Source organism: Elizabethkingia bruuniana, assembly GCF_002024805.1.
GTDB lineage: Bacteria > Bacteroidota > Bacteroidia > Flavobacteriales > Weeksellaceae > Elizabethkingia > Elizabethkingia bruuniana.
In genome coordinates this window covers 586,137-598,217 of record NZ_CP014337.1, presented here as the reverse complement: position 1 = coordinate 598,217, position 12,081 = coordinate 586,137, and the positions used below count along the sequence as shown (strand labels likewise).

Sequence of the window (12,081 nt, the reverse complement as noted above, 5' to 3'; positions counted from 1 at the left end):
TCGAGAGCTGACATTCGAATTCGTATTCCAGTTATCGTAGTCGTTGTACGAGAAACTGGCACCTGAAGAAGAACTACAACTACAACATCACACAACCTTTATTTTTTAATCCAGTAAGAAATAATCTTTATACAGGTCAATGAATGTTTTTCCTATATGCTCTGCCAATTCCCATGTTTTAAAGCAAAGGCGAGAGCCGACAGACGAATACGAATCCCAGAGAGCGCAGTCGCCGTACGAGAAACCGGCACCCGAAGAAGAACCTTCTAAGTCAAACCAAGGATAATACTTTATTTCATCCCAGTTATCCCAATTTGGTTTCCAACCTTCATTTACTGCCTCAGCTATAATTACTAGCTTATAATGTGCTACTAGTGCCTTTTGATGGTTATCTGGCAGCATTGATACTTCTGGAACATTAGGCTCTATTCCTAATAATTGACAAGCATCCTCAAAACTTTTTACTTTATCTGTAATATTCATTATTGTTAATTTTAAATGGTCATAAATTCTTTATAAATACTCTCAAACTGTTGTCCGGCATATTTTGCTAAATCTCTATTTTTAAAGCAAAGGCGAGAGCCGACATACGAATACGTATACCAGTGAACGTAGACGAAGAACGAGAAACCGGCACCCGAAGAAGAACTCATATTGAACCATGGGAAGTATTTGTATTGATCCGAATCAGACCAATCAGGAGTCCATCCTTCATTAAGAGCCTTAACAATTAGCTTTACTTTTCTGTATGCTACTTCATCAGACTCAAGGTCTTCATTCTGCTCATTGAAATAAGTTTCATCAATTCCAAAATACTTAAGTACATCAGCAAAAGTCTTGATTCGCTCTTTAATGTCTTTTGGCTTTTCTCTAAACTTAATTTCTCCAGTTGATGGATCAAAGTTGTCTACTTCGTACCCCGCAGGGATTTCAATTTTTAATGTTGTATTCATTTTATTTATGATTATTTAATGTTATTCTATAATTTCCCAGATTACTACCGGCCTACGAGATACCTCACATAACTTAACCTCTCCACTATCTCTAATCATGCTCTTTTTAACCATTTCTGAAAGCCTTTTCCATACTTGACCTTCTTCTAATCCGGACGCTTTCGCTATATCCCGGAAGGAACCCCGCTTAATCTTTAATAAGCCCCGATAAATTTTATCGTGTATACACTCTTTATGAGGCTTAATAAGTTCATGAGAAATAATTGATGTGGCTTTCATGGCTAGAATGGTAAATCAGGATCTTCATCGATTCCAACATGATCGCCAGAAGTATTATTATTTTGGATTATCTCAATTTTCCATGCATCAAGATTCTGAGCATGCCCCTTTCCGGTTCCATCTTTTTTATCGTATACTCTACCCTGTGGATTGAATGATACAATAACATTTTGCCCCTTCGATAATCCGGATAATGTATCAAGTACTACAGACCTTGAAGTCTGAAACTTTAAAACATTCTCTATCGGTTCGCCTGTATTCGGATTGAATCTTTTACAGTCTAAATAAAATTCCTGTATGCTAAATCCGCTTTCAAATGTTTTTACTTCACTTTTGTTTAATAAAATTCCTCTTAGTTCCATGTTTTTAATTATTTAATGCTTTTAATATTTCTTCTTTGTAAGTTTTGGCAGCTTTAGCCTTTTTAAGTAAGTTTTCTATGTATTCATCATCTTTTGGAATATTGATGTAGTGTTCATGCAGTTTATCGTTATAGAAACGATTATCGAAACTCATGAAAATGCATTCATCTGTACCGGTTAAATACATATTGCTTTGCATTTGTCCGTAATATTTAGGTAAGCTGATTTTTACGTCTTCCGGTGTTTTCAAGGTTAAATGTTCAAGGTGTGTATCTGAATTTGGACATTTAATTTCGGCTGATTTTTTAAGAGCTTTCATGATTACATCTGGTGTGCCCCCTAAGTTGTATTCATCATCATAGAAGAAAACAAAACCATTAGTAGAGGTATAGATAAAATCATCATCATCAATAGATTTACCTAAGTTTTTTGCTAAAGCCATCACAGCAAACGGTTCGGTAGCTTTACCATGCTCCATTGCTTGATTGTATTGCGGTGGCGGTGGTGGCGCTAATACAGATGCAGCACATTTTCTTATATAGGTTTTAGCACCAACGCTTAATATTTCGCCTTTCTTTTTTGCTTCTGGTAATAGTGCTGTCGCTTCACTAGATGTGAAATAAGGCGCTCTAAAATCTAGCCATGCCTCTTCTGTATCAAAAACTGCGTACTTTATCATAATGCCATTTTTTCAGCGTTAGACTTTCCGGTTTCTGTAAGATTGGCATCAAGTGTAAACGCTACCAAATCAGCTCTGTTAAGGTTTGCACCGAATATATTACCGAACATATCACATGCATCTTTTACCGCTAATGTTTTAGCTAATGGAAAAGCCATTGAAATTGCCCCGTTATTTATATTCTGCAGATCAGCCGGGCTTGTGCCTGATTTAGTCTGTAATTGACTTGCGCCTACACCATCATGAAAATACCACTCACCATTAATAGGTGATTTAAAATGTACTCTTACCGTTACCCATACACCATTGAAAGCAGTACCTTGCCCTGTGATCTCAATTTTATATTCTTTGAAGATCTTTCTAAGTAAATGCTCTACCTTGTCAATCGGTAAGTATTCATAAGGTACTTTTTGCTTTGAACCGTTTATAATTACTTCTTTTTTAATGAAAGGGTGTTTCGCGATCCATTTTGAAGGTGGATTTTTACTAAGAAGAAAATTTAACTGGTCATTTTTCCAAGCCTGTTCTAAGTCAATGGTTAAATCTGCAATAGTTGGTAGCTTTTGTATTTCGTTTGACATATTATTTAGTGTTTTAATTGTAATCTTTGAATTTGTCCAAAATGGAGTCTAAATCGAATGGTAGAATACCGCCTAGAGACATATACCATTCACAGAATTTAATTGCTTCGTTCATGGCTACATTATGGGTTTTAAGGTTAATGCTTTAATTTTTGCAGCTTGTTTTTTCTTAGAGACGCCATAGAGAACAAAATCATTCGCAGTTTTGAATGTGGCTTCCACACCACTTGTTACATTTTCTTCTCGATCGATTTCAACCATTTTTAATTCAACTAACTCTAAATCTCTTAATGCTTTGTTTATTGTTCGATTGATGCGAGTTACTTCTGTTCTCAGGTCGTCTATATTGAATGACTGCTTTTTACGGCCTCTCATCTTAATACATATTTATAGTAACCAAATAGGCGTTGCTTCATTTTAGTTCGCCATTCTATTTTTCGCTCAATTTCTTCTTTAGTGAAAAACATTGAACCCGTAACAAGAGAACTTTTCAATGATAGTATCACCAATTCAACATTTACAATCATTTCTAAAACTTTATCTGCTTTATCTGTAGTTGTCATATTAATATGCTTTATGGTTATTTTCACTTTCAAGTCTTGCTAAAGTTGCTATACAGCTTGCCTTAAAGTCTCTAGCAGAATAATCAGCTCTATAATGATGTTTACCGTTTAAAATTGGCTTCATGGTAAACCGGTTTTTGAATCTTTTACTTAGTTTCATCTTCAAGAATATTTTGTGTTAAAAATTTGGTTAATTGTTTTGATTTACATGCCCCATAAGTTGAAATGAAGCCGAATGAGGTAAATATGAAAGCATCGAAAAACCGACTGCATTCTACGCTACAGGTTGCCAGAAAAAAGCTACCTATAGCAATAATTATCAATAAAGCTTTCATATTAGGCGTATTTGAAGTTTTTTCTAAAGTGATTCTTCATAAACCAGTGGTGATCTGCTTCGTCACGCTGATCTTTTGTCTCTTCTGATATAAATTCTTCAACTAAATCAGATAATTCATTGTCTAATTTGAATTGATATTCGTCGTCGGCTTCTACTACAAGAAAGCCATTGGTATTACGCTTAATGCACCAAAATGCATTGTCTTCGTCGAAAAACAACCCTATGAAAAAGTATTCTTCGTTGACCAAGTCCATTTCTTCGAACTGATTATTTAAAATCAATTCTCTAACCTGTTGTTTTTTTGCTAAATTTGCCATACAATAAATCGTTTAATAATTTTTATTAAGCACCTGCCGACTTGGTTGCCGCCTTGTCGGCTTTTTTATTAATTTTCGAATATTTCTTTTTCAGTTAGCCCAAACTCTTTATATATCAATACACAACCATAATGACATAGTTTGTTAGACTTTCTGGTTGCTAATTGCTCTACTGCAACCTGTTTTACACCCAACACACTCGCTAATCTTAATGATAGCTCGTTGCTCTCTTTTATTTTACGGCAAACCGTACTAGCTATTTTCATTTTGTTTATATATTTGCAATGTTACTTTGATGATGCTAATGTACTACACTTTTGTCGTATTACAAATTAATTTACTACTTTTTTGTAGTATTAATTATAACCACCTGAAAACCAGATAGAAAAATTTAATATGAAGAAAAACTTATTATCTTATATAGCATTAGTGATATCAATTATTGCAATTTCAATAAGTTGCTTCACCCCAGGTGATTTGAAAATTGATAATTACAATTCTATCATATCATCTTTGTCCATATTAATTACAGTATTGATAGGATGGCAGATATACGCGTTAGTTGACTACTCAAAATACAGAAAGGAAATTTCTGCTGATTTTGAAAGCTTTAAAAAAGAGACGAATGATTCTTTAAGCCTTAAATTCAATGAAATAAATAATATACTTTCCGAATATGACAAGAAATGGGGAATAATAAATATTAAAATAGAGGGAGATATGGCTTCAATGTATTATAGCGTAGCCTCTGTTCACCTTAAAACAAATGATTATGTAGCATTTTTAGAAAACATGCTTCATTGTATTGTTGCTGCTGAAAGAGTTGGAAACATAGAAATGATGAACAATGCTTCTAAGCATATATTAATTAATGTTAGCTCTGGTTTAGAAATGTCAGAATTTCAATTATCAAGAATTTCCACCTTGTTTTACAAAGGCGTTAATAATTGGAATAAAACATTGTATTATAAAGAATTGGAAAGATTAATACTAAGTATTATTGTGAACGAAAAAAGTGAATTATCACAACTTGATTTCCTATAATAATTTGCAATTAATCTTTTCTGTGCTGTGTAAAATAAAAAAAACAATTAGCAGAAATATAAAAATAAATACATTGATTAAGGTGAATCGCTTAATCCCTTTAGCAGTTACAGGAGGTTCAAAAAGTTTTTTCATTGGTAAAATACATTATGAAGATGTCTTAATATATTAAAATATAAAAAGCAATTTAGCACTAAAACACAAGGTATTAATAGACAGCATGTTAATAAATTCTCATATTCATCATCAGGATCAGTCATAACAAATTAATTTAAACAAATATATGAATAAAAAAGAAACAGAACTACAAAATAGTAGTATAAAAGATTTAGATAAAAGATTAAATCAGGTAATGGATTACCTTTTAACTAAAAATCCTAAAGCATATAAGAATCAGACGCTTGTCGCTAAAGAAGTTGGATTATCACGTCCAAATTTAAATGCAGCTTTAAAAGGAGAAAAATATTTGACAAAATACACTGTTGATAAATTTTGTTTGGCATTTCCAGAATTGAACGAAATTTGGCTTTTGGAAGGGAAAGGAGAAATGTTGAACTCTAAAAATACTCAATCTGAAATTATATATGATAATAATGACTCAATTTCACAACCCAACGACACTATAGAGGGCATCTTAGATGTTGTTACACTTTTATTTGCTCAAGTCAACACACAGGATAAAAGCCTTTTATTTATTCAGGATCAAATTTTAAAGTTGGTTAAGAAGCAAGACGAAATGAATAAAGACATGAAAGAGTTAATGAAATCATTAAATAAAACAACTGTTAAAAATTAATTAAAGCTAAATGTATATACTTCTGGGGTTACCTCATGAATAGTGTATCCTAATTCACTTGCAAAAATTTTCAGTTCTTTTAAGCCAGATAATACGTCTTTATTTATCTGCTTTCTCACCTTTTCTAGTTTTAACAGATAACTTTCTTCAGACAGAAGATTATTTGTATAGTCCTCCCACAAGCGATCGCTAAGCCCCATTAAAATTCTGGCTTTTTCCCTTCTAATATTTCCCATAAATTAAAGGCTGTTCTTCTTTTTTAGTATGGATATTAAGCGATCAATAGTACTGATGTTAAATTTATCTCTATCTTCTAAGCTTTTCTGATAATTAGATAAGAAATATATAAGAATTAGAAGTAAGCATAAAATGGCAACAATAGCAATTTTTGCTATCACATCTATATTGTTATTATTAAAGAAAATAAAATTAATGTAAGTTATTAAGTGAAAATAACCAGATGCAATCAGTATATAATAACTGAACTTGTAAGGTTTTAAAAATTGAGCAATACCAACGAGAATTGCAATACACGGAACTGCTAAATAATAAATTACAGTATCATAGTATAAATACTCTTTCCCTACAGTATTGGGAACAATAGCATCTGGGTCGTAGTTTATTATCGGTGAAATAAATTTTAAAAAATTATTCAAAAAGGGCAAAAGAGCGGCAATTAATATAATTGCCGTTCCTATAATTTGAAGCCTATTTTGGTCTGCCCGATTTTGTCGGATCGATTGTTTCTGAGCTGTCGATTGACTGAGAAGTTTCTTCTCCATCTGAGGCTGCTTTTGTTGTAATTCCATTTATTTGTGATTGGATTGGTTTTAAAGTATCGGACTTATATCTAATACTTTTAACCGAAGTTGATGTTCTTAAGGTTGTATTTGTTGTTTCCTGATCCCTATCAGAAGAACATGCTACAATTGTGCTTAATCCCAGAACTGAAACAATTAGTTGTTTTGCTTTCATTTTTAAAATTTTAATCTAAAAGTAAAATTACTAATTCATATCAACTTATTTTCGGTTTCTGCTAAAATAAATAAAAAATTAATACAAATACACTATTATTTGATTTATTTTCTCCATAAAAGAAAATATTAAATGACATTATGGTTTCCCGTAAATAGCAAATAAAAAGCAATCAATTTATTATTATATATTTGTATTCATTTTGAAACACTATTTATATGAACAAAATATTTACAATCCTAGCTGTTGGGATATTCTCTATATCTACAGCTCAGTTTAAGTTAACTCCGGATAATTTTAAAAATGCAGAAATGCCGGAAAAAGATTTTATTGTAATTGAATATCCTGGACTTACTCAAAAACAAATATTTGACAAGGCAAAAATGTATATCTACTCCAACTTTAAGAATTTGAAAGGAGATGGATTTAATGAAGTTGAACCAAGTCAAATAAAATTAAGGTCAAGACAGAGATTTGAAGCAAACAAGGTATTTGGCATGGTAAATACTTGGGTCCTAAATAGTGTATATGAATTTAATTTCAAAGACGGGAAAATAATGATTAAACCTGTTTATGAATATATTGAGTTGCCTAGCAGCAGTGGGACTGAGAAAAGCATGTATTTGACTGGGGGAAGTGGAATTCTTGGTAAATCTGTTTTTAAAAAGGATGGTTCAGTTTGGATAGATAAAGAAATATTTAATCGTATAGAAAATACTGTAAATGACTTTACAAATGGACTGAATAAGTCCATCACCAAAACCGAAGATTGGTAAGATGAAAAAAATACTAATCCTTTTTATCATTATTTCAGGACTTACTTTTGCACAATCAGGTACAGAACAAAAAAATCATAGCATAGAAACATATACTGATGAAATTTCAAAACTATATAAGCGTTTAGATAATGAACTTAAACCTTTTGATGATACGGCAAAATATGGTTTAGGAATTTTGAAATATGATGCAACAGGAGATAAATATTCAACAGGAGCAACCATCAGAGTTTATAACCCTTTAAAAAAAACAATAAAATACGTCTGGTTTACAATAGCTGGAGTCAATTCAGTGGGAGACTTAGTTAATTCAAATGAAGGTTTTTATAAGACAGTAAAAGGTATTGGTCCCGTAGGATATCAAAAAACAGGAGAATGGTCATTTGATTATGTTTGGTTAACAGGTGTCGTAGTAATAATAAAAATACAAAGTATCAGAATACAGTATATGGATAATACTATTAAAGTAATTAAATATAATCCTAATATGTATGTAGATGAGTACAGAGCGTTTAGTGCTCTTGCAACCTTAAACGAAATAAAGGCATTAGAGGAAAAGTCTAATGGGAAAGTTATTGATGTAAACGATACGGATGTCTATGATAGTGTTGATCAACAGGCAGAATTCGCAGGTGGCTTAGAAAAGTTCAGAAATCTTTTCAATAATAATTTTGATAATTCATCTGTAATAAAAAATGAAGGTACATTTAAGACTACAGTTACTTTTATTATAGAAAGAGATGGTTCTATTTCCGATGTTAAAGCTTCTGGACCTGATTATGACTTTAACAGAGAATCCGAAAGAACAATTAAATCAATCCATGGTAAATGGAGTCCGGCAAAGATTAACGGATATCCTGTAAGATCTAGATTCAGATTCCCAGTAACAATAAATATATAAAAAGCATGTCAATAAAAGATCGTTACATATCGCTTAGAGATGAGAAAGGAGTAACAAATTATGTTGTTTCAGACAATACTGGAATTCAATCTTCTTCTTTGGGGAGATTAGAAAAAGGACAAGTGAAGCATCCGAGTGAAAAAACAATTGCTGCTTTAGCGAAATTCTTTGATGTAAATGAAGACTGGTTAAGAACTGGAAATGGAGAGAAAAGAGATGATATGAAAAAATCTGATCTTTATAAAATTGTCTACGCAGCAACTATGGATGCTTTAAGAGACTTTAATAAAGATAGGATAAAGGATAAAACTAAATAAGCATAGTATTTATTTAAAAATATACCGTGTAAAATACCGTGTAAAACAACAATGAAAAACGTCGTAAAACAAATATTAACTAACTACAACTATTTGATTTTCAGATTTGTAAAAATTTTAAACTAACTCAATTCTAGACTCAAACTCTAGTGCCGCGAGGCGTGCCGGTTCGATTCCGGCACTGGGTACAATGGAAAGGCTTAAACAATGTTTAAGCCTTTTTTTATTTTATATCTAAAAGTTCAACCTTACCAAACTGCTATAAAACAAGTATAAAGATTGGTTTTTGCATTTTTCTTTTTTCTTCTTATCCCGAGCTCAAGTTAAAGTAATAAATTTGGTATAACATAACTTATTATATGAACAACGAGGGAAAAAGGAGACCATTCAACTTGCGTAGACTTTTGTTTAAAGCATTAACCTGGATGGGGATTGGTGTATTCATAGGAATGGTAGCAGCAGGTTCAAGCGGTATGATTCCGGGTAGTTGGATTCCGTTTACCATCTTCGGGTTTATCGGGCTCACATTTTTGTGGTCGATAATTTTCACGCGTGGTCTGATTTCCAAATTCAGAAAAATGTCCGGAAATGGCGAAAATATAGGAGGCGGAAATGCCCGACGAGTGCCCGCACGGGTCGACAAACTTAAAGAAGCCGGCTTAGTGGTGAATAATTTAAATCATCAATTCATATTCACACTAACAGTTTTCCCTGATATCGGAGAACCTTATCAAACCACTATTCGCCAATTTATCACTATAGGCGAGTTGCCCAATTTCTACACTGGGCGGTTTGTAGCTTTTATTGAAGACAAGAACGACCCGGGTTATGGTGTTATAGAAATCAATCCCAATGAAACGTGGCGCGATAAGGTCAATGAGCCGTCAGAAAAGTTTAAAAATGCCAAAGCCCAAAAGGTGTATTCCGACAAAGGCATGGGGTTTTCGATCAAAACTTACGGCATAATTTCCGGTATGCCATCGGCATTCGACATTGTTCTTTCGCTCACCTTTCTCAGTCTTGGCATTCTGCTGCCCTTTGCTTTGTCGGGCAATTTTGATAAGCTAGTTTCCGGTTTTCACGATTTACCAAAAAAAATCACTGGCATAGTCACTCCGAAATAACCTATTGTGTATCTTCATAATTAATAATACTGGTTTTATCAAAATGCAAATAGAAAATATAAAACATCTTATTTACTAAACATCTAATGAAATACGACTTGTAAATATCTTATTGCACTCGCTTTCATTTTTTATTACCTTTTACATATTTAATAAAAAATTATCGCGATTAATATTGGTAATATTGTTCAGAAATTATAGGTATTCAAGCTATATAAAAACAAAAAAAATCAATTTAGTATTAAAGCCCAAGAGGAAGTGGGCTCTGCTGGGGAGCAACCTGTCAGCAATAGGCTTTTAGATATACGGAAAGGAGACTGTCTCAAAATGATAGTCTTTTTTTATTTTATCACTAAAAAATTCAGGCATAAGATAAAATCCGTTAATCTCATCTTATTAAAGTTATCAGCTAAAAAATTTAATAATTACACCCACAAACAAGGCTTATCAATAAAATACATAAATACTTAATTTATAAATACATACACCAATTTAATTAGTACCTTCACTGGTGAAATTATATAGTGATGTCTTTAAAAGAAATATCTGAAAATATTGGTATGAAAGGCCATTCAGCCCTCATATCACTCATGTATCGAGTTGGGCTTATTTTTATATTGATATATAGCACACCTGCTTTCACACAGAATCTCTCTCAACAAGTAGATTCTTTTCTTAAGGCAAAAATGAAATACAGCAGAATTCCGGGAATGCAAGTTGCCATTATTAAAAATGGAAAAATAATAAAACTCGCAGCATATGGAACAGCCAATATTCCGTTCAATATCCCTGTAACAGTCAACACTCTTTTTCCAATTAATTCGATGACAAAATGTTTCACAGGCACTGCACTTGTGAAGCTCATAGAAAACGGACAGATAAAACTCGATGACTATGCTTCAGTTTATCTTAGCAATCTTCCGGAACCCTGGCATAAGATAACAATCAAACAATTGCTTACCCATACTTCCGGTCTTCCAGATATTGTAGACGGAGATACAGGAAAAATGATTGTTCCCGGAGAGGATACCATTGCTTTAGAAAAGGTAAAAACCTTACCCATTCGCTTTGCTCCGGGAGAAAAATCAGAATACAACCAAACCAATTATGTACTCCTTGGTCAGATCATTGAAAAACTATCAAAAAAGCCTTTTACCTCCTTTGTAACAGAGCAGGAATTTGTCCCCGCTAATATGCAGCAAACGAATTTTGGAGATTCCTTCGATGTAATAAAAAACATGACTGAATCTTACTCTTATAAATTCAACCGAAACGGTCTTTGGAAACGCAGCAGCCAGCTTACCAGGGTTTTTGAAGAATTTTCAATACTCACTCGCCCTGCAGCAGGTATTAATAGTACAGCCAAAGAGTTGGCTGATTGGCTGATTCATCTTACTGAAGGAAAATTTATCGATCAGAAATCTTTGAAAATAATGTGGACTCCGTCCTTACATAATAACGGAACTACTGCACCCAGAGGATTAGGATGGTCCGTATCACTGCGAAAGCAGCATCCTTTTGTTTACGGAAGTGGTGGAATGCGTTCAGCCATGTATTATTATCCCGAAGACAAGATTGGTTTTATTATTTTAACCAATTTAAGAGGTGCTAATCCTGAAAAACTCATTGAGCAGCTGGCAGGATTTTATATTCCTGAATTACATCCTTATACAGGAACAGGTTTACCTCCTGCGCTTGGGCTTCTGCATACAGAGCTGCTAAAAACAAAGTATACAAAGTCTAAAGAAATTTATAAAAAACTCCAGCTGAAAGATAGTCAATTTAACCTTTCAGAAGCTTCTTTGAATGATTGGGGTTATACCTTGTTACACATTGGATATATGAAGCAGGCAATTGAAATTTTCAGTCTAAATACACAACTATATCCAAGTTCCGGTAATACTTACGACAGTCTTGCAGAAGCTTATGAAAGCTCAGGTAATAAATTAATGGCTCTTAAAAACTACCGACGCTCATTGGAATACTCTCCTGAGAATACCAATGCAAAAGAACAAATCAAATTATTGGATAAACAAATAAAACACCATTAATATCAGACCCTTATAATTTATATTAT

20 protein-coding genes are annotated in these 12,081 nt (G+C 32.9%); 7 read left to right on the top strand and 13 right to left on the bottom strand.

Features of this window, described 5'->3' with window-relative positions; genetic code table 11:
* Positions 1–105 precede the first annotated feature (105 nt).
* From AYC65_RS02790 to AYC65_RS02740, 10 genes are all read right to left on the bottom strand, one after another.
* A complete protein-coding gene (locus tag AYC65_RS02790) occupies positions 106–483 on the bottom strand; it encodes a hypothetical protein (RefSeq protein WP_052114781.1) in 378 nt (125 codons plus the stop codon).
* 11 nt (positions 484–494) lie between these two features.
* On the bottom strand, positions 495–953 hold the full coding sequence (locus AYC65_RS02785; protein WP_078674637.1) for a hypothetical protein: 459 nt from the start codon (positions 951–953) through the stop codon (positions 495–497).
* Positions 954–1,234: 281 nt separating this feature from the next.
* Positions 1,235–1,594 carry a DUF3127 domain-containing protein gene (locus AYC65_RS02775; RefSeq protein WP_034871289.1) on the bottom strand — a complete coding sequence of 120 codons (360 nt, stop codon included), beginning with the start codon at positions 1,592–1,594 and terminating at the stop codon, positions 1,235–1,237.
* A gap of 4 nt (positions 1,595–1,598) precedes the next feature.
* Positions 1,599–2,273, bottom strand: coding sequence for a YqaJ viral recombinase family protein (locus tag AYC65_RS02770; RefSeq protein ID WP_052114783.1), 675 nt, complete (start codon positions 2,271–2,273; stop codon positions 1,599–1,601).
* Positions 2,270–2,854 carry a hypothetical protein gene (locus AYC65_RS02765; protein ID WP_034871290.1) on the bottom strand — a complete coding sequence of 195 codons (585 nt, stop codon included), beginning with the start codon at positions 2,852–2,854 and terminating at the stop codon, positions 2,270–2,272. The genes AYC65_RS02770 and AYC65_RS02765 overlap by 4 nt, the downstream gene beginning before the upstream one ends.
* A 117-nt stretch (positions 2,855–2,971) precedes the next feature.
* A complete protein-coding gene (locus AYC65_RS02760) occupies positions 2,972–3,229 on the bottom strand; it encodes a hypothetical protein (protein WP_034871291.1) in 258 nt (85 codons plus the stop codon).
* Positions 3,226–3,417 (bottom strand): hypothetical protein, encoded by a 192-nt coding sequence (locus tag AYC65_RS02755; protein ID WP_034871292.1) that lies wholly within the window; start codon positions 3,415–3,417, stop codon positions 3,226–3,228. The genes AYC65_RS02760 and AYC65_RS02755 overlap by 4 nt, the downstream gene beginning before the upstream one ends.
* Position 3,418: 1 nt before the next feature.
* Positions 3,419–3,541: a hypothetical protein gene (locus AYC65_RS21160; RefSeq protein ID WP_257788232.1), complete on the bottom strand. Its 123-nt coding sequence runs from the start codon at positions 3,539–3,541 to the stop codon at positions 3,419–3,421.
* 212 nt (positions 3,542–3,753) lie between these two features.
* The gene (locus tag AYC65_RS02745; RefSeq protein WP_078674636.1) at positions 3,754–4,071 is read right to left on the bottom strand and encodes a hypothetical protein; all 318 of its coding nucleotides are present in this window, start codon (positions 4,069–4,071) and stop codon (positions 3,754–3,756) included.
* Between the two features lie 68 nt (positions 4,072–4,139).
* The gene (locus AYC65_RS02740; protein ID WP_078674635.1) at positions 4,140–4,337 is read right to left on the bottom strand and encodes a hypothetical protein; all 198 of its coding nucleotides are present in this window, start codon (positions 4,335–4,337) and stop codon (positions 4,140–4,142) included.
* A gap of 130 nt (positions 4,338–4,467) precedes the next feature.
* Between AYC65_RS02740 and AYC65_RS02735 the strand changes: the two genes are divergently transcribed.
* Positions 4,468–5,115: a hypothetical protein gene (locus tag AYC65_RS02735; RefSeq protein WP_131828179.1), complete on the top strand. Its 648-nt coding sequence runs from the start codon at positions 4,468–4,470 to the stop codon at positions 5,113–5,115.
* Positions 5,116–5,398: 283 nt separating this feature from the next.
* The gene (locus AYC65_RS02730; protein WP_078674633.1) at positions 5,399–5,911 is read left to right on the top strand and encodes a hypothetical protein; all 513 of its coding nucleotides are present in this window, start codon (positions 5,399–5,401) and stop codon (positions 5,909–5,911) included.
* On the opposite strand, the gene AYC65_RS02725 is transcribed toward AYC65_RS02730, so the two are convergent.
* The 3 genes from AYC65_RS02725 to AYC65_RS02715 are packed head-to-tail and all read right to left on the bottom strand — an operon-like array spanning position 5,908 to position 6,886.
* Positions 5,908–6,147 (bottom strand): hypothetical protein, encoded by a 240-nt coding sequence (locus AYC65_RS02725; RefSeq protein WP_078674632.1) that lies wholly within the window; start codon positions 6,145–6,147, stop codon positions 5,908–5,910. The two genes, AYC65_RS02730 and AYC65_RS02725, sit on opposite strands and share 4 nt — an antisense overlap.
* A gap of 3 nt (positions 6,148–6,150) precedes the next feature.
* Positions 6,151–6,693, bottom strand: coding sequence for a hypothetical protein (locus AYC65_RS02720; RefSeq protein ID WP_131828178.1), 543 nt, complete (start codon positions 6,691–6,693; stop codon positions 6,151–6,153).
* Positions 6,620–6,886, bottom strand: a complete 267-nt coding sequence (locus AYC65_RS02715; RefSeq protein ID WP_078674630.1) for a hypothetical protein — start codon at positions 6,884–6,886, stop codon at positions 6,620–6,622. The genes AYC65_RS02720 and AYC65_RS02715 overlap by 74 nt, the downstream gene beginning before the upstream one ends.
* A gap of 218 nt (positions 6,887–7,104) precedes the next feature.
* Between AYC65_RS02715 and AYC65_RS02710 the strand changes: the two genes are divergently transcribed.
* The 5 genes from AYC65_RS02710 (at position 7,105) to AYC65_RS02690 (ending at position 12,055) form a co-directional block, all read left to right on the top strand.
* A complete protein-coding gene (locus AYC65_RS02710) occupies positions 7,105–7,662 on the top strand; it encodes a hypothetical protein (protein WP_078674629.1) in 558 nt (185 codons plus the stop codon).
* 1 nt (position 7,663) lies between these two features.
* Positions 7,664–8,563 carry an energy transducer TonB gene (locus tag AYC65_RS21015; protein WP_236887500.1) on the top strand — a complete coding sequence of 300 codons (900 nt, stop codon included), beginning with the start codon at positions 7,664–7,666 and terminating at the stop codon, positions 8,561–8,563.
* A 5-nt stretch (positions 8,564–8,568) separates the two neighbouring features.
* Complete coding sequence (locus tag AYC65_RS02700) at positions 8,569–8,880, top strand: helix-turn-helix domain-containing protein (protein WP_034871303.1); 312 nt, start codon at positions 8,569–8,571, stop codon at positions 8,878–8,880.
* Positions 8,881–9,239: 359 nt separating this feature from the next.
* The gene (locus AYC65_RS02695) at positions 9,240–10,004 is read left to right on the top strand and encodes a hypothetical protein (RefSeq protein WP_034871304.1); all 765 of its coding nucleotides are present in this window, start codon (positions 9,240–9,242) and stop codon (positions 10,002–10,004) included.
* Between the two features lie 527 nt (positions 10,005–10,531).
* Positions 10,532–12,055 carry a serine hydrolase gene (locus AYC65_RS02690; protein WP_052114784.1) on the top strand — a complete coding sequence of 508 codons (1,524 nt, stop codon included), beginning with the start codon at positions 10,532–10,534 and terminating at the stop codon, positions 12,053–12,055.
* The last annotated feature ends 26 nt before the right edge of the window (positions 12,056–12,081 follow it).

Excerpts from the sequence above, each read along its gene's own strand:
- AYC65_RS02775 (WP_034871289.1), bottom strand. The coding sequence starts at position 1,594 with ATGGAACTAAGAGGAATTTTATTAAACAAAAGTGAAGTAAAAACATTT.
- AYC65_RS02715 (WP_078674630.1), bottom strand. The coding sequence starts at position 6,886 with ATGAAAGCAAAACAACTAATTGTTTCAGTTCTGGGATTAAGCACAATT.
- AYC65_RS02690 (WP_052114784.1), top strand. The coding sequence starts at position 10,532 with ATGTCTTTAAAAGAAATATCTGAAAATATTGGTATGAAAGGCCATTCA.
- AYC65_RS21015 (WP_236887500.1), top strand. The coding sequence starts at position 7,664 with ATGAAAAAAATACTAATCCTTTTTATCATTATTTCAGGACTTACTTTT.
- AYC65_RS02770 (WP_052114783.1), bottom strand. The coding sequence starts at position 2,273 with ATGATAAAGTACGCAGTTTTTGATACAGAAGAGGCATGGCTAGATTTT.
- AYC65_RS02745 (WP_078674636.1), bottom strand. The coding sequence starts at position 4,071 with ATGGCAAATTTAGCAAAAAAACAACAGGTTAGAGAATTGATTTTAAAT.
- AYC65_RS02790 (WP_052114781.1), bottom strand. The coding sequence starts at position 483 with ATGAATATTACAGATAAAGTAAAAAGTTTTGAGGATGCTTGTCAATTA.
- AYC65_RS02725 (WP_078674632.1), bottom strand. The coding sequence starts at position 6,147 with ATGGGAAATATTAGAAGGGAAAAAGCCAGAATTTTAATGGGGCTTAGC.
- AYC65_RS02765 (WP_034871290.1), bottom strand. The coding sequence starts at position 2,854 with ATGTCAAACGAAATACAAAAGCTACCAACTATTGCAGATTTAACCATT.
- AYC65_RS02730 (WP_078674633.1), top strand. The coding sequence starts at position 5,399 with ATGAATAAAAAAGAAACAGAACTACAAAATAGTAGTATAAAAGATTTA.
- AYC65_RS02735 (WP_131828179.1), top strand. The coding sequence starts at position 4,468 with ATGAAGAAAAACTTATTATCTTATATAGCATTAGTGATATCAATTATT.
- AYC65_RS02785 (WP_078674637.1), bottom strand. The coding sequence starts at position 953 with ATGAATACAACATTAAAAATTGAAATCCCTGCGGGGTACGAAGTAGAC.
- AYC65_RS21160 (WP_257788232.1), bottom strand. The coding sequence starts at position 3,541 with ATGAAGCCAATTTTAAACGGTAAACATCATTATAGAGCTGATTATTCT.
- AYC65_RS02755 (WP_034871292.1), bottom strand. The coding sequence starts at position 3,417 with ATGACAACTACAGATAAAGCAGATAAAGTTTTAGAAATGATTGTAAAT.
- AYC65_RS02710 (WP_078674629.1), top strand. The coding sequence starts at position 7,105 with ATGAACAAAATATTTACAATCCTAGCTGTTGGGATATTCTCTATATCT.
- AYC65_RS02695 (WP_034871304.1), top strand. The coding sequence starts at position 9,240 with ATGAACAACGAGGGAAAAAGGAGACCATTCAACTTGCGTAGACTTTTG.
- AYC65_RS02760 (WP_034871291.1), bottom strand. The coding sequence starts at position 3,229 with ATGAGAGGCCGTAAAAAGCAGTCATTCAATATAGACGACCTGAGAACA.
- AYC65_RS02740 (WP_078674635.1), bottom strand. The coding sequence starts at position 4,337 with ATGAAAATAGCTAGTACGGTTTGCCGTAAAATAAAAGAGAGCAACGAG.
- AYC65_RS02700 (WP_034871303.1), top strand. The coding sequence starts at position 8,569 with ATGTCAATAAAAGATCGTTACATATCGCTTAGAGATGAGAAAGGAGTA.
- AYC65_RS02720 (WP_131828178.1), bottom strand. The coding sequence starts at position 6,693 with ATGGAGAAGAAACTTCTCAGTCAATCGACAGCTCAGAAACAATCGATC.